This is a genomic window from Bacillus sp. HNG (genome assembly GCF_003400205.1).
In the GTDB taxonomy this organism is placed as follows: Bacteria; Bacillota; Bacilli; order Bacillales; family Bacillaceae_L; genus Ferdinandcohnia.
On sequence record NZ_QUQV01000023.1, the window covers coordinates 14,487 to 29,636 of the forward strand.

Below are 15,150 nucleotides of genomic sequence, written 5' to 3' on the forward strand. Positions count from 1 at the left end.
TGTTCTGTGTTTAGAATAAAGGAAAGGGGGAACGCTTTCATGGTTCGGAAATTGATTGTATTTTTTATCATATGCTCGGTAAGTTTGTTGTCTTCCTGTGAATCAAAGGAAGTGAAGGAGGTTGGGGGAGTAGCCCAAGGGAATCACAATATGGAGCCTAAGGAAAATACCATTCCTGAAGCAAGATTTCCTGCAGATCTTTCATGGAAAAAGGAATACCTCCTTGAAATCAAGGGGGAATCTTCATTTTTAGAAAAAAAGACTGTAGCGTCTATGCAAAAATGGCGGGAAGAGATCATTGAATTCTCCAAAACTCAGGATCAACTTTTTATCAATGGTCCTAATAAAAAACAGGTAGCCTTAACCTTTGATGATGGACCAGATAGTACGGTGACTTCAGCGGTGATTGGAGTTTTAGACCAATACGGGGTAAAGGGGAATTTTTTCTTTTTAGGAAGCGAAGCAGAGAAGCATTCAGAGGTTGTAAAAGAAGCCTATGAAAAAGGACATCTCGTGCTAAGTCATAGCTACAATCATATCCAACTGGATCAGTTGGGAGAAGCGGAAATACAGAATGAAATTGAGCGGGCGGGAAATGTGATCGAATCCATCATTGGCAAAGAGCCTGCATATATAAGGACACCTTATGGGTCAACGAATGAATTAGTTGCTGACGTGGCAAAAGAAAATAAGTATTCCATTATTCTTTGGTCGATTGATTCACTCGATTGGGCACAAAAAAGCCCAGATGTAATATATTCAAATGTAGTGACTAACATACGTAACGGCGATATCATCCTTATGCATACGGATTCCGATGAATACGATACATATGAAGCATTGCCAGGCATCATTGAAGAATTACAGAAGCAGGGCTATGAAATCGTGGATTTAGAAACGATGTTAGGAATTTCGGCATATCAGTGATAACAGGAATAAACAGCAAAAGCGCTCGAGTTTCGAGCGCTTTTTTCATTATCTAATAGTTGCTTTTCCACTATTTACTTCAATATTTACATCGTGGGTCCCAGCACCGTGTTTTCCTTCAATATTCCCTTTATCCCGTGTTGAATCATCTAAAGAGAAGTCATTGGAAATGTAGCCGCTATTTGCTTTACCTTTGAGTGTAAAGTCAGCATCATCTGGGAGGTCTATATCAAGTAGACCTGATTTTACGCTTGCATCAATTGAATCAGTAAGGTTTGTAATGGTTGTTTTTAAACGCCCAGAGTGTACTTCAGCTTCGAGTTTCCCAGTATATTCATCCACTGTCACATTACCAGAGCTAACATCGATTTCTCCGTTTTCGGTTGTAAGCTTCTCAATTCTAGAGTTACCAGATGCGACATTATGTGTAAATGTTTTGGCCGAAAGGTTTTGCAATCTCATATTCCCAGAATGGACATCAGCAGAAAGTTCGTTTAACTCCATTGGAGCACCATTGAACTCTAAATGTCCGGAACCAACTCTAAGCGCTAGATCTCGGTCATAATCTTCTGGGATATACACCGTTAGTTTCGAATTCTTAAAGAAAGGGAACCACCCAAAGTTGATGAATCCACGTTCATAAGTGACCTCTATTGTGTCGCCACTTTTTGACACATGAACTTTGCCTTTGCCATTCAGTTCAGCTTCCACGTCATCGCGGTTTTCAGGAATGACAGTCGTGCTAATTGATGCTACATCAATTTCAATCTCATCAATTTTGTCGGTAACCTTAACAGAGTCTCCAGAATTCCCCCCAAAAGGAAGCCCAGGAATACGGTATAGATTTGTGATTAATAGATAAGCCCCAATAAGAACGAAAAATATGATTAATATTTTCTTCATTTTTTTAACCTGCCTTTATTATTTATTCTATCCCTATCATAAATGGAGAGAGGGGTTCATGTAACGCACTACCGATATATTTCCAAATAAGACCTGAGGCTTATGAAAGAAAAAAGCAGATTGTATTCAATACAATCTGCTTAAACTTGATGATTTATGAATCTATTTCTACCCAGTCCTGCGACCATTTTTGGATTTCATCCATTAAAGGTTTGAGGGCCATCCCTTTTTCCGTTAATGTGTATTCGATACGTACAGGGGTTTCCGGGTATACATGTCGTTTTACGATACCTTGACTTTCTAGGTCCTTAAGTCTTTCTGAAAGGACTCTTCCACTGATTCCGATTGAAGATTCAATCGTGCAAAAACGCTGTGGACCGGAGAGAAGTTGGTAAATGACAAGTCCTGTCCACCTTTGCCCAATTAAACTCATAGCTTTTTCGAATTTAGGACAAATTACATTTGTATCCATATTTCCATCACCCCTATGAATATATTATAGCGCATTGTAACAAATAATAAACTTACTTGACATAATTTAATTATAAAAATATAATTACTTACATAAAGTAAGTAACTAAATAAACTTAGGAGGCACACGAAAATGAAATATCAACGCCCACCATATACATTTGTCGGCCTAGTAGAACTAAAAGTAACTGACCTGCAGCGTTCGTTAACATTTTATCAAAATATCATTGGATTTAAAGTATTAGAGCAATCTGACAAAAAGGCGCTTTTAACTGCAGATGGAAAAACACCATTATTATCTATTGAACAGCCTGAAAGCATTACTCCAAAAGAGCCACGCAAAACAGGGCTTTACCATTTTGCGTTGCTTTTACCAACACGTGAGGACTTAGGAAAAATACTATATCACTTGGTCCAAAATAATGTACGAATTGGCGCATCTGACCACGCGGTGAGTGAAGCTCTCTATTTAGACGATCCAGATGGAAATGGCATTGAAATTTACAGAGATCGTCCTGATACAGAATGGGAATGGATAAATGGCGAAGTGAAAATGGTAACAGAACCTCTTGACGGCCAAGGTGTACTTGCTACTGCAAATGGTGAAAAATGGACTGGACTTCCTGAAGGTACAGTAATGGGACATATCCACATGCACGTATCTGAGTTGGCAAAAACCGAAGAATACTATACAAAAGGACTTGGTTTTGATGTTGTCTGCCGTTATGGTGGCATGGCATTATTCATTTCAACAGGTGGCTACCATCACCACATTGGACTTAACACGTGGAATGGCGTAGGTGCACCTGCACCATCTGACAATAGTGCTGGGATTAAGTTGTTCACACTTGTATTGCCAAACGAAAATGCCTTACAAACAACCGTCGATAACTTAAAGCAAATCGGCGCATATGTCCAAGAAGAGGATGGGGTTGTAGTTACAAAGGATCCTTCTGAAAATAAAATTAGACTTGTTGTTGCATAAGTAACATTGAATTAAGCAATTAGGCGGCTATCTTTGGGTAGCTGCTTTTTATGGTGTTTCCGCAATATAATAAATGATATACCGCGGTAAACAGGATTATCGGTATATCACCTAACCGAAAAACGATAAATGGTATACCGCAAACGTCCAAATTTTGTCGAATGAACAGATTACGAGATAACTAGATTTTGTTAATATAACTATGATATAATTGGAAATGTATGGTAGGCCTTTCTCGATTAGAGGGAGGTCTACATTTTTATATTCAAAAACAGGAAGGGGAAATAAAAAATGCAGGTTTTAATGAAATTCTGCAGGGTGTTTGATCCTAGTAAGGAGGATATCTATTATGAGCCATAAAAGTTATTTTGCCGAGCAGCTCCAATTGATCGACACAAATTTTCAGGAATTAAAAAGTCTCTATTTGTCCTCCACACCGCTTAAGGAAAGGGATCAGAACTTCCTTAGTTCATATATCAATGAACTTAAAAGCTACTTGGATATCGAAGTATCTGGACCTATACCTAAGGTTTTTATCGGAACAAAGGTGACTGTCATGTTTGATGGAGATGACGATACAGAGGATTATTATATATGTTTGCCAAAGCAATCGGACCCGGATGCAGGATGTATATCATTTTTATCACCAGTTGGAAGGCAATTGTTGTTGCGAAAAGTGGATGATAACGTACTACTCAATACACCAGCGGGCAGTCTTCCAGTTACAATAAAGAGCATAACGTTTGCCGAAAATTTAATTTTACAGCGATAGTTATTAAAGCGCTTACAATCCACTTCTGTTTTTATGTCGAAAAAAGGAAGTGGATTTTTACTTGTTAATTTTGGAACGATTCGATACAATAGCCATTATAAATAAATAATTAAGTGATGATAGGAATCAGTAGCAGCTTATCTCCCTGTTGCAGAGAGCCGGTGGTTGGTGAAAACCGGAACAAAGATAATTGCGAATTACCTCCTTGAGCTTTCTTTGTGAACACGAATTGGAAATTAGCAAAGAACGGACGAACCGTTATTCGAATGAAGCGGAAGATAGATATCTTCAAACAAGGGTGGTACCGCGTGCAACCACGTCCCTTTTTTAGGGGCGTGGTTTTTTATGTTTTTTTGTGGGATTGAGGAAGTGCCTCAAGGACAAAAGCGTGTTAAGCGCAGCCTGAAATGTCTCTGATGGGATATCTCAGGGACAAAAGTGAGTTAATCACAGGAAAAAGTGTCTTTGAGAGGCGGTCTCGCGGACAAAAGCAGGTTGAGCATAGACTAATATGTCTCTAATCAGTTGTCTCAAAGACTAAATTCCATCAATACTATGTGAAATGTCTTTGACTGACCGATTTCTAAATCCAAAATCCTTATAAGAAGGTCATTTTAAAACATTACAAACTAGGAGGAAAACCGAATGGAGAACTTTATTGAACAATTAACAGATGAACAAAAAATAGAACTAGAAAGACAGTTTGCCATCTATTCAAATGGGGTACAAGAAATAGTTCCTGCACATGAACTAAAACAAAAGATCGCCAAATCCATTGTGACCAACCAACCGCTAAAAGTTAAACTGGGTCTTGATCCATCTGCACCAGATGTACACTTAGGACATACCGTGGTGTTAAATAAATTAAAACAATTCCAAGAAAATGGGCATGTTGTCCAGCTTCTAATCGGTGACTTTACAGGGAAAATCGGTGATCCAACTGGTAAATCCGTTGCTCGTAAACAGCTGACAGACGAAGAAGTGAAGCATAATGCAAAAACATACTTTGAGCAGTTTGGAAAAGTCTTAGACATGGAGAAGGTTGAGCTACATTACAACTCGAAGTGGCTATCAACTTTAAATTTCGAGGACATTATCAATTTAGCGGCAAGTATTACAGTTGCTCGCTTGCTTGAAAGAAATGATTTCTCTGAACGTTTAGCAACTGGGAAGCCGATTTCGCTTCATGAATTCTTTTACCCACTTATGCAGGGCTATGATTCTGTTGCGCTAGAAAGCGATATTGAATTAGGTGGAAATGATCAACACTTTAACGTGTTGATGGGAAGACATTTACAAGAACATTTTGGTAAAGAAAAGCAAGTTGTTATTCTTCTTCCATTATTAGAGGGGCTTGATGGCGTTGAAAAAATGTCCAAGTCAAAAGGGAACTACATTGGCGTTGATGAGGCGCCAAATGATATGTACGGAAAAACGATGTCTATCCAGGATGAAATGATGGCAAAATACTTTGATTTAGTTACTGACTTATCTCTTGAAGAAAAGAATGAAATCAAAGTGAACATAGAAAATGGAACGCTTCACCCACGTGATGCAAAAATGCTTCTTGGTAGAACGATTGTGAGAATGTATCATGATGAAGAAGCAGCCCAGCTAGCTGAAAATCATTTTAAAACAGTCTTTCAAAAAGGAGTAATTCCAGAAGACATTCCAGAAGTCACTTGGTCAGGAGAAAACTCAATCTCCATTATAGATTTACTTGTTCAGTTGGATTTACAAAAGTCCAAAGGGGAAGCACGGAAAATGATCCAAAATGGTGGCGTCAAACTAAATGGCGAAAAAGTGGAGGATATTCATTTAGAAGTGGAAGTTATAGACGACATGATTGTTCAAGTCGGAAAGCGTAAATTTGTAAAAATTAAAAAGTAATAAAGAATGGGGCGACATATTACTATGTCTGCCCCTCTTTTATTTATTTTCCAATAAACATTTGTGACCAGTAGTTACCGCTTGCTTGGTGACCAACTCCAATATGTGTGAAGTTTGCATTCAGGATGTTTTTACGATGTCCTTCGCTGTTCATCCAAGCATTTACCACAGCTTCTGGAGATGTTTGTCCTTTGGCAATATTTTCACCAGCCGTCTTGTACGATACCCCAAAGTCCCTCATCATATCAAACGGAGATCCGTAAGTAGGACTCGTATGGGAAAAATAATTTTTTTGCTGCATGTCATTTGCTTTTGTCTTTGCAACTTTGCTTAATGCTGTATCCATCTGAAGGGCAGGTAAACCGTTTTTCTTACGCTGTGCATTTGTAAGATCAATTACCTGTCTTTCAAAATTACTAACTCCCCCCGTCGCAGGTGCTGGAGCAGGAGTCGCAGGCTGCTGAGTGGCAGGCTGACGGTTTTGTTCAACAGGTGGCGTTTGCCCTGTTGGATAATTTGGTGCCGGTGCAACATTGTTTGGTGCTGGTACCGCATTATTTGGTCCACCAGTAAATTGATTGTACCCATTCGGCACTACGTTCGTTCCGTTTGGCGTTCCAACGACGATTTTTTTGTTAATGAAACGAAAATATTTTTGTTCGCCTTGTGTGTTCTGAACACTTGTGGTATGTGGATACTTATCGCTAGACGTTGTCGTGCGATAAGGACGGTCTTGTTTTATGAGATAGCCGTTATTCACATTCTCTACGTTTGCTGAACGGTTCGTATCAGTATCATCTGCCGCGTTGTTGTTATTACACGCAGATAATAAAAGCATCGCAGACCCTAGAATCGCTATACCTGTTTTTGTAAATCTTTGCAATCTAAATTCCTCCTTTGCATGATTCGATTTACTTTTATATTTTGCTACTTCCCTTAAGAAAGTATGGATGGTAATTAAAGAGAGAGGCAGACAGAACGTTAGTACAAATGAAAAATGTTAAAATTACCAATAAAAAAAGGCAGCTCCGTATTGGAACTGCCTTTCAAGGAATCTTTAGCATCCCTCAGCTTTATTGATATGAAGCGGAGGAGGAACAAGCCACCCTTTTTCTTTGTTTAAACGTAGCATTCTTGCACCAAACTGAGCTTTCTTCATATGGAATTGCCCATACATTGCAGCAATATCCTCACGAATGGATTGTCCCATGACCGTACTACAAGCAACTAAACCTGCAGCAATATCGGCAGAAACCTTTGCAGCAATTTCAGGGTCTAGAAAACGAGCACCTGGAGGGATATTCTCAAGACATGCATTAGGTCGCTCTGGAGGTGCAGGAGGTAGTCCTACTCCATTTTCCTTTAACAACGTTTCAACTTCTTCAATTTCAAGTTTGATTCCATTTTCAATAATGTCTTCCAAAAGTTTCTTTAAATCGTCATCGCCTGTATGATTAAGTAACGTCTGGTAAGCAGAAACCATACCTTTTGCTGCTAATAAGTGAGACCATACACCAAAAACTTCACCATAATGCATGGGTTCTTCCTTTGGATTTCCACTTAATATTCCCATCATAATCCTCCTTAATGGTTGTAATCTCATGACATCACCTTCTTTTTGAGAAGACATTTCTAGAATCTCCGCTAGATATTAATTTATGTTAAGAATAAAATGACAGATTTGTTAGACCCAAATCGTATACTTAATAGGAGAAGAAAATATAGGTAGAGGTGAATAACATGAAATTCATTGATATTTCACAGCCGTTAAGTCATACAACACAAGAATGGCCGAATGATACTCCGTTTGAATACAACTTATCTTGGTCCATTAAGGAAGCTTCAACAGTTAATGTGGGAAAAATCACAACAAGTACCCATATTGGAACTCATATTGATGCACCTTTCCACTTTGATGATGAAGGAAAAAAAGTCCATGAACTAGAACTTGACGTATATGTGGGTAAAGCACGAGTAATTGAGGTATCGGGAAAAAACGAGATTGGAATTGAGGACCTTAACAGGTTTGATTTAAGGGGTGTGAGAAGATTATTAATCCGCACAAATTCTTGGGAAAATCGAAGCAGATTTCCGACAACGATTACAAGCTTAAATCCAAAGATCGCTTCATTTCTAGCTGAAATAGGAATTCAATTAATTGGGGTGGACACGCCATCTGTAGATCAGTTGGATAGCAAAGATTTACAAGCCCATCATCAACTACATAAGCATGGCATATATATTCTTGAGGGGATTGTATTAGATGTTGTGGAACCAGGTGATTATGAATTAATTGCACTCCCATTACCTATCGAAGGAGCAGATGGGAGTCCAGTACGTGCTGTACTAAAAAACATATAGGGGAAACACAGTAAAATCCATTGTTTCGAAACAATGGATTTTTTTAACCTTTGGAAAGGAGGGATTTGTCATTAAGAAGCAAAAGGTATGAGATCATTCTGATTTACAAGTTCTACTTTGAAGAGAAATTCCATTTGTTTAATCTCATACATTCCATTTTCATAAACATATAGAACTTCGTACAAATCGTTATTATAAACAACTTTATCGCCTTGTTTCATGGAATACCTCCTAATCAATTGCTTATCCCTAGTGTAATATAATGAAATCCCTTCATCTATACGCCTTTAGTAATATTGTAGTAGATAAAAATGCTGATTTTTTGTCATAAATTCTCTAAAACTGGTATAGACAACTAAACCCCCTGATGTTAAAATGAGTTGCGGTAAGTATTCTGCCTATCTTTTGGTTACACTAACGTGTAAGCGTTGCCTATAATTGAATTCATTCTTGATTATTTTAAGAAGTTAGAGGGCCAAAGATAAGAGGAAAACTACAAAATAGAGGAGGAATTATCATCATGATGAAGTATCTTCAAAAAATTGGTCGTTCATTGATGTTACCTGTTGCGGTATTACCAGCAGCGGCGATTTTGATGGGTATCGGTTACTGGATTGACCCTACTGGTTGGGGTGCAGACAACGCGATTGCTGCATTTCTAATCAAGGCAGGATCTTCAATTATTGACAATATGTCAATTTTATTTGCGGTCGGTGTTGCTTTAGGTATGTCTAAGGATAAAGACGGATCAGCAGCATTAAGTGGTCTGGTTGCATACCTTGTTATTACAACGCTACTTGGAACAAACACAGTTGCAATGCTTCAAGGGGTGGACCCGGGTGAAGTAAATGCGGCCTTCGGAAAAATTGGAAACCAATTTATTGGTATCCTCTCAGGTTTAGTTGCTGCAGCGATGTACAATCGTTTCAGTGAGGTACAATTACCAGATGCTCTAGCATTTTTTAGTGGTAAACGATTAGTACCAATTATGACATCTGTTGCGATGATTGTCGCATCAGCGATTCTTTTCTTTGTATGGCCAGTGGTTTATACAGGATTAGTTTCATTCGGTAAAGGAATTAGTGAATTAGGCTCTATCGGAGCAGGACTTTACGGATTCTTTAACAGATTATTAATTCCAACAGGATTACACCATGCTTTAAACTCTGTATTCTGGTTTGACGTTGCAGGTATTAACGATATCGGAAACTTCTGGTCAGGAAAAGGAGAAAAAGGTATTACGGGTATGTATCAAGCTGGATACTTCCCAGTTATGATGTTTGGTCTACCAGCTGCTGCACTTGCTATGTATCATACAGCGAAAACAGCTCGTAAAAAACAAGTTGCTTCTTTAATGTTAGCAGCAGGTTTTGCATCATTCTTTACAGGTGTTACAGAACCACTTGAATTTGCATTCATGTTCGTTGCACCTGCATTATATGTGGTTCACGCAGCATTAACTGGTATTTCATTATTCATCGCATCAACTTTCCACTGGACTGCAGGTTTCGGATTCAGTGCAGGTTTAGTTGACTTTATCTTAAGTTCACGATTACCATTGGCAAATATGCCATATATGCTATTGCTACAGGGTCTAGTGTTCTTTGTTCTTTACTATGTAATCTTCCGTTTCTTAATTACGAAGTTTAATATCAAAACTCCTGGTAGGGAAGATGATGTAGAAGAAGGTCAAGCCATTCAAGCAGATGGAAAAACAAGATTCGCGGCTATGGCGGCTCAAATTTATGAAGGCTTAGGTGGAGACGAGAACGTAACGTCAGTTGATAACTGTGTAACTCGTCTACGTTTAGAAGTTAAAGATATGGATAAAGTCGATCAACAAAAAATTAAAGCAACTGGAGTTCCGGGAATCAACATTGTTGGTAAAAACAGCATTCAAGTGATTGTAGGAACAAACGTACAATTCGTTGCAGACGAAGTCCATAAAATTCGTAAAGAAAAATAAAAAAGAAGGACTGTCCCACCTAGGGACGGTCCTTCCTTCTTTACTAGGAAAACAATAATTTTATGATAAGATGGGAAAAGTAAAGAAAAATAACAAATCATATAGTGGTATAGACAACTAGTCACGACTAAAGATATACTTATAATAAGAAACATAAAAGGAGTCCTTGATATGTATATAACAAATCTGACTATATATTCCGAAGATGGTATCCTTGAAAAAGGTTTTATTGAAATTGATGGAGATAAGATAAAAAGGGTGGGCCAAATGGCTGACTTCCAAGCAAGCGATAAAGACGAAGTCATTACCTTTGATGATTCATACTCACTCATTCCAGGTATGATTGATTTACATATACACGGGGCCGGCGGTGCCGATGTAATGGATGCAACCCCTGCTGCATTAGAAACAATGACAAATATGTTACCTAAGGAAGGTACTACAAGTTTTCTAGCGACTACAATGACGAAGACAAAAGACGATATTGAAGCCGCAATTGGAAATATTGCTGATTTTATGCCAAACCAAAATCTCGGGGCTGCAGAAATTTTAGGTGCACATTTAGAAGGACCATTTTTATCCCCGAAAAGAGCGGGAGCCCAGCATCCCGATAATATCATTAACCCAGATGTAGAGCTGTTCAAACAATGGCAATCATTATCAGGTGACAATATTCGGCTTGTGACATTAGCACCAGAGGAGCCAGGAGGACTTGAGTTAACGTCACATTTGAAAAATACAGGCGTTGTTGCCTCTATTGGTCACTCAGATGCGGTGTACGATGAAGTTGAAGCAGCGATAGAAGCTGGAGTTACCCACGCTACCCATTTGTTTAACGGCATGCGTGGCATTCATCACCGTGAACCAGGTGTAGCAGGCGCTGTACTTTTACACGATGAAGTTAAATGTGAAATGATTGTGGATGGTATCCATATCGCTCCTAAAATGGTGAAGTTTGCTTATAAAAATAAAGGGAGTGAAGGCTCCATTCTTGTAACCGACGCAATGCGAGCTAAATGTCTTGGTGCAGGAACGTATGATTTAGGTGGCCAAGAGGTAATTGTGAATGAGGAAAGAGCTGTATTAAAAGATGGAACCTTGGCGGGAAGTATTTTAAAATTAAATGATGCAGTTCGAAACATGATGAAATTCGCAGATTGCTCTCTACAGGACATCACCGTGATGACAGCCGTTAACCCTGCAAAGCAAATCAATGTTTTTGACCGAAAAGGAAGCATTAAGGCTGGTAAGGATGCGGATATCGTTATAGTGAATGATCAATTAGAGGTAATCATGACATTTTGTCGTGGAAAAATTGCGTATTCAAAATAGGGAGGAATTATGATGAAAGTTGTAGCAGTAAAGAACTTTGAAGAAATGAGCCAACTGGCAGCAGCAATGATTTCACATCAAGTAAAAGAAAAACCAAACTCGGTACTAGGTCTTGCGACTGGTGGTACTGTAGTGGGCACATATAAGGAATTAATTAAGGATCACGAGCAAAATCATACGTCGTATGAAAACATTCATACCGTTAATCTAGATGAATATTTGGGAATTGATAAGAACCATCCAAATAGCTATTATCATTTCATGATGGAAAACCTTTTTTCCCATATCAATATTAATCAAGATAATACCCATATTCCAAACGGGCTGGCAAATAATTATGAAGAGGAAAGCCAAAAATATGAACAGGTCATTTCGGATTTAGGTGGAGTCGACCTTCAATTACTTGGGATCGGAGTGAATGGCCATATTGGCTTTAACGAGCCTGGTACACCTTTCGATTCTGCAACTCATGTTGTCGAACTTGAAGAATCAACGAGACAAGCGAATAAGCGTTTTTTCAATAGCATCGAAGAAGTCCCAACACATGCTGTTACAATGGGGATCTCTACCATTATGAAAAGTAAAAAGATCCTATTGCTCGTTTCAGGAAAAACAAAGGCTGAAATTCTTGAAAAAGTAATCAACGAGGGCATCACAGAAACCATTCCGGCTACTGTTTTAAAGAATCATCCTGACGTTACGATTATTGCAGATGAAGAGGCACTTTCATTAGTGGATGATGAAAAAAAGAGGGGCTTTGATCGTGATAAAGAAGAGTTCACCAGTACCTATTTACTTTCAAATTGAGCAAGGAATTCGTGAAAAAATCGAAAAAAAAGAGCTGAAGCCTGGCGACATGATTCCATCTGAAAGAGAATACGCAGAAAAGTTTCAAATCAGTAGGATGACTGTTAGACAAGCCATCAATAATCTTGTCAATGAAGGTTATTTAGAAAGAGTACGAGGAAAAGGGACTTTCGTTACTGTAAAAAAAATTGAAAAGAATACTCAGAAGTTAACGAGCTTCTCAGAGGACATGCTTTCTAGAGGGCTTAAACCAGCTACAAAGGTATTAAGCTTTAAAATAATAGAAGCAGACTCTTTAATTGCCTCGCGACTTAAGGTGGAAATAGGGGCAGAGGTTTACAAAATTGAACGATTACGACTTGCAGACCAGCAGCCAATGGCTTTTGAGGTTTTTTATATGTCACAAGACCTTGTGCCAGGTCTAACATGGGAAGTGGCAGAGCGCTCCATATTTGGATATGCAGAGGAAATTGGGCTTCATATCACTTCTGGGGTTCAGGAGCTTGAAGCAACGACCGCCCAAAAGCGTGAGGCATCTGCGTTGGGAATTAAGGTGGGAGCACCTATTCTATATTTTCAACAAACATCATACCTTGAGGATCAGCAACCACTCGAGTTTGTAAAATCATATTACCGTGGTGATAGATATAAATATAAGGTGGAAGTGGTTCGAACATTATAGTAGGAGGTTTCATCATGAAACGACTTTTAGATTGTACAGCCTCAGATTTTCAAAAAATGAACGGACAGGATCTCAAACAATCCATTAAGGCTTCTGAAGGAAGGGTTATTTTATCAGAGGTAATTGGTTCCTTTCAGCCAATATATCCAGCCGTAACGAATGCCGAAATGGCGTCAGCATTTGGTGCCGATCTCTTGATTTTTAATTATTTTGATGTTTTTTCTCCTTTTGTAGAAGGCTTTGAAGCTGGGGAGGGTGAATCCATCGTTGAAAAGCTAAAGGAGCTTACCGGCAGACCAATTGGCTTAAATTTAGAGCCTGTTGACCCCAATGCACAGCAACTTGAAAAACTAAGTCAACTTCCAAAAGGTCGCTTGGCAACAGAGGAATCCTTACGAGAAGCGAAAAAACTGGGATTTGACTTTGTTTGTTTAACTGGAAACCCGAAAACGGGTGTTACAAATAATGAAATTGTCGTTGCGATTAAGAAGGCACGTGAAGTATTTGGTAATGAAGGTCTTATTATTGCTGGAAAAATGCACGGTGCGGGAGTAGCCAATGAGTCTGGAAGTGGGATCATTTCCGATACAGCATTAGAAAGCTTTGTTGACGCTGGGGCAGATGTGATTTTAATGCCAGCACCTGGAACCGTTCCAGGAATCACGCTTGAAACAACGGAAAAGAATGTCCGTTTTGTTCATTCCAAAGGTGCATTGGTGATGCTAACAATTGGTACAAGCCAAGAAGGTGCAGATGAAGCAACCATTCGCCAGATTGCGTTAACAAGTAAAATGGCAGGTGCGGATATCTATCATATTGGGGATGCTGGCTTCCATGGCATCGCTATCCCTGAAAACATTATGACGTATTCAATCGCGATTCGTGGAAAACGCCATACATATGTACGAATGGCAGCATCCGTCAATCGCTAAAGGAGACGAGGTATTTGACCTCATCTCCTTTTTTTTCGTCGTCTTAAAATCTTCAATAAAATAAACCCAATCACAGCACCGACTGTATTCAAAATAATATCATCCACATCAAAGCTTCCGAGTTTACTAAAAAGCTGAAGAACTTCAAGAGAAAAAATGCCTATGACAAACGCAAAAAAGAATAAAAAGAAATTTGAAAGCTTTGGAAAAAGAATGGGAAGTACAATCCCAAATGGTATAAAAACGCCAATATTTCCTGCGATATTAATGATCCAGATGTGTAAGGGAAAATGATCGTAATACGTAAAATATTTTTTAATCGTTGAAAAAGGCGTTAGGTTATAACGGAATTCCCCGCCCTTTGTCCGAAAATATGCAAAAAACATCCAATAGATAAGAAATAGTGAATAAGTGATAAACACCGTACCAGCTAAAAATCGTTTTAAAGCCTGCCCCAATTTGTAGATTCCCCAATCCCTATAACATTTTTCTAGTCTACTCTACCGTAAATAGGAGGCATTGTCACATGAGTTTTTTCGTTTCCTCCACATTTCGATTATAATAGGGAAATAACGTGTGTGAAAAGGGATGTTGAAAAATGGATACAATTACATGGTTGCAAATTGGATTAGGGGTTATTTTTGTTATTTTAATTTACGATTCTTTTAGACCTGTAAAAAACCTAGAACATTTATCGGAAGCGGATTTTAAAGAAAAAATGAAAAAGCCGAAGGAATTCGTGCTTATCGATGTGCGTAACCCTTATGAATACCAAACAAACCATATTAAAGGGGCCATTAATCTTCCTTTATCTAAAATTAAACGAAACAAGGTAGAGATCCCCACTGATAAGGACATTATTTTATATTGCCAAACAGGGATACGAAGCAAACAGGCTGCAAAAGTGTTACGTAGAAGGCATAGAGATTTACCATTATCCCACTTGAAGGGTGGTCTCTATAGTCTGAAAACACAGGCTACTCCTGGACAAAAGAAAAAGTAAAAAGAACAAACCGTACAGAAAAAACCATCACGTTTGACTGTACGGTTTGTTTTACATATAATAGAAGAATAGAAGTCTGATAGAAGAGTGCGTTCAAAAGGAGGATGAAAAGGACCGAG

The 15,150-nt window shown here is 38.6% G+C and carries 17 protein-coding genes and 1 other annotated feature; of the genes, 11 read left to right on the forward strand and 6 right to left on the reverse strand.

From position 1 onward, the window contains the following. Positions 1 to 39 precede the first annotated feature (39 nt). Entirely contained in the window at positions 40 to 927 is an 888-nt protein-coding gene (locus DZB84_RS22575) for a polysaccharide deacetylase family protein (protein WP_116354556.1), read from the forward strand. Positions 928 to 975: 48 nt separating this feature from the next. Here the strand turns inward: DZB84_RS22575 and liaG are convergent, their stop codons facing one another. Both liaG and DZB84_RS22585 read right to left on the reverse strand, forming a co-directional pair. Continuing rightward, a complete protein-coding gene (liaG, locus tag DZB84_RS22580; RefSeq protein ID WP_116354557.1) occupies positions 976 to 1,830 on the reverse strand; it encodes a LiaG family protein in 855 nt (284 codons plus the stop codon). 154 nt (positions 1,831 to 1,984) lie between these two features. Next, the gene (locus DZB84_RS22585) at positions 1,985 to 2,302 is read right to left on the reverse strand and encodes a winged helix-turn-helix transcriptional regulator (protein ID WP_116354559.1); all 318 of its coding nucleotides are present in this window, start codon (positions 2,300 to 2,302) and stop codon (positions 1,985 to 1,987) included. Between the two features lie 132 nt (positions 2,303 to 2,434). Here DZB84_RS22585 and DZB84_RS22590 point away from each other — a divergent pair, with 132 nt between their 5' ends. The 3 genes from DZB84_RS22590 (at position 2,435) to tyrS (ending at position 5,948) form a co-directional block, all read left to right on the forward strand. After that, positions 2,435 to 3,286 carry a VOC family protein gene (locus DZB84_RS22590; protein WP_116354560.1) on the forward strand — a complete coding sequence of 284 codons (852 nt, stop codon included), beginning with the start codon at positions 2,435 to 2,437 and terminating at the stop codon, positions 3,284 to 3,286. 349 nt (positions 3,287 to 3,635) lie between these two features. Further along, the gene (locus tag DZB84_RS22595; RefSeq protein ID WP_116354562.1) at positions 3,636 to 4,058 is read left to right on the forward strand and encodes a GreA/GreB family elongation factor; all 423 of its coding nucleotides are present in this window, start codon (positions 3,636 to 3,638) and stop codon (positions 4,056 to 4,058) included. Positions 4,059 to 4,165: 107 nt separating this feature from the next. Beyond that, positions 4,166 to 4,385, forward strand: a binding site (T-box leader). A 318-nt stretch (positions 4,386 to 4,703) separates the two neighbouring features. Beyond that, entirely contained in the window at positions 4,704 to 5,948 is a 1,245-nt protein-coding gene (gene tyrS, locus DZB84_RS22600) for a tyrosine--tRNA ligase (protein ID WP_116354563.1), read from the forward strand. Positions 5,949 to 5,991: 43 nt separating this feature from the next. Here the strand turns inward: tyrS and DZB84_RS22605 are convergent, their stop codons facing one another. Then, a complete protein-coding gene (locus DZB84_RS22605) occupies positions 5,992 to 6,831 on the reverse strand; it encodes a CAP domain-containing protein (protein WP_116354564.1) in 840 nt (279 codons plus the stop codon). A 174-nt stretch (positions 6,832 to 7,005) separates the two neighbouring features. Continuing rightward, positions 7,006 to 7,521, reverse strand: coding sequence for a DUF3231 family protein (locus DZB84_RS22610; protein ID WP_116354565.1), 516 nt, complete (start codon positions 7,519 to 7,521; stop codon positions 7,006 to 7,008). A 167-nt stretch (positions 7,522 to 7,688) separates the two neighbouring features. On the opposite strand from DZB84_RS22610, the gene kynB reads away from it, so the two are divergent. Beyond that, on the forward strand, positions 7,689 to 8,309 hold the full coding sequence (kynB, locus tag DZB84_RS22615) for an arylformamidase (RefSeq protein WP_116354566.1): 621 nt from the start codon (positions 7,689 to 7,691) through the stop codon (positions 8,307 to 8,309). A gap of 71 nt (positions 8,310 to 8,380) precedes the next feature. Here kynB and DZB84_RS25080 read toward each other — a convergent pair whose 3' ends face one another. Beyond that, the gene (locus DZB84_RS25080; RefSeq protein ID WP_189655342.1) at positions 8,381 to 8,530 is read right to left on the reverse strand and encodes a hypothetical protein; all 150 of its coding nucleotides are present in this window, start codon (positions 8,528 to 8,530) and stop codon (positions 8,381 to 8,383) included. 299 nt (positions 8,531 to 8,829) lie between these two features. Between DZB84_RS25080 and nagE the strand changes: the two genes are divergently transcribed. The 5 genes from nagE to DZB84_RS22640 all read left to right on the forward strand — a co-directional run bounded on the left by nagE (position 8,830) and on the right by DZB84_RS22640 (position 14,028). Beyond that, positions 8,830 to 10,275 carry an N-acetylglucosamine-specific PTS transporter subunit IIBC gene (gene nagE, locus DZB84_RS22620; protein WP_116354568.1) on the forward strand — a complete coding sequence of 482 codons (1,446 nt, stop codon included), beginning with the start codon at positions 8,830 to 8,832 and terminating at the stop codon, positions 10,273 to 10,275. Positions 10,276 to 10,446: 171 nt separating this feature from the next. Further along, positions 10,447 to 11,607: an N-acetylglucosamine-6-phosphate deacetylase gene (nagA, locus tag DZB84_RS22625; RefSeq protein WP_116354569.1), complete on the forward strand. Its 1,161-nt coding sequence runs from the start codon at positions 10,447 to 10,449 to the stop codon at positions 11,605 to 11,607. Between the two features lie 12 nt (positions 11,608 to 11,619). Further along, entirely contained in the window at positions 11,620 to 12,414 is a 795-nt protein-coding gene (nagB, locus tag DZB84_RS22630) for a glucosamine-6-phosphate deaminase (protein ID WP_116354570.1), read from the forward strand. Next, the gene (locus DZB84_RS22635) at positions 12,371 to 13,096 is read left to right on the forward strand and encodes a GntR family transcriptional regulator (protein WP_116354571.1); all 726 of its coding nucleotides are present in this window, start codon (positions 12,371 to 12,373) and stop codon (positions 13,094 to 13,096) included. Before nagB ends, DZB84_RS22635 begins: the two co-directional genes overlap by 44 nt. A 14-nt stretch (positions 13,097 to 13,110) precedes the next feature. Beyond that, positions 13,111 to 14,028 carry a DUF7916 family protein gene (locus DZB84_RS22640; protein WP_116354572.1) on the forward strand — a complete coding sequence of 306 codons (918 nt, stop codon included), beginning with the start codon at positions 13,111 to 13,113 and terminating at the stop codon, positions 14,026 to 14,028. A 20-nt stretch (positions 14,029 to 14,048) separates the two neighbouring features. On the opposite strand, the gene DZB84_RS22645 is transcribed toward DZB84_RS22640, so the two are convergent. Continuing rightward, positions 14,049 to 14,486: a VanZ family protein gene (locus tag DZB84_RS22645; RefSeq protein ID WP_116354573.1), complete on the reverse strand. Its 438-nt coding sequence runs from the start codon at positions 14,484 to 14,486 to the stop codon at positions 14,049 to 14,051. A gap of 140 nt (positions 14,487 to 14,626) precedes the next feature. Here DZB84_RS22645 and DZB84_RS22650 point away from each other — a divergent pair, with 140 nt between their 5' ends. Continuing rightward, the gene (locus DZB84_RS22650) at positions 14,627 to 15,031 is read left to right on the forward strand and encodes a rhodanese-like domain-containing protein (RefSeq protein WP_116354574.1); all 405 of its coding nucleotides are present in this window, start codon (positions 14,627 to 14,629) and stop codon (positions 15,029 to 15,031) included. The last annotated feature ends 119 nt before the right edge of the window (positions 15,032 to 15,150 follow it).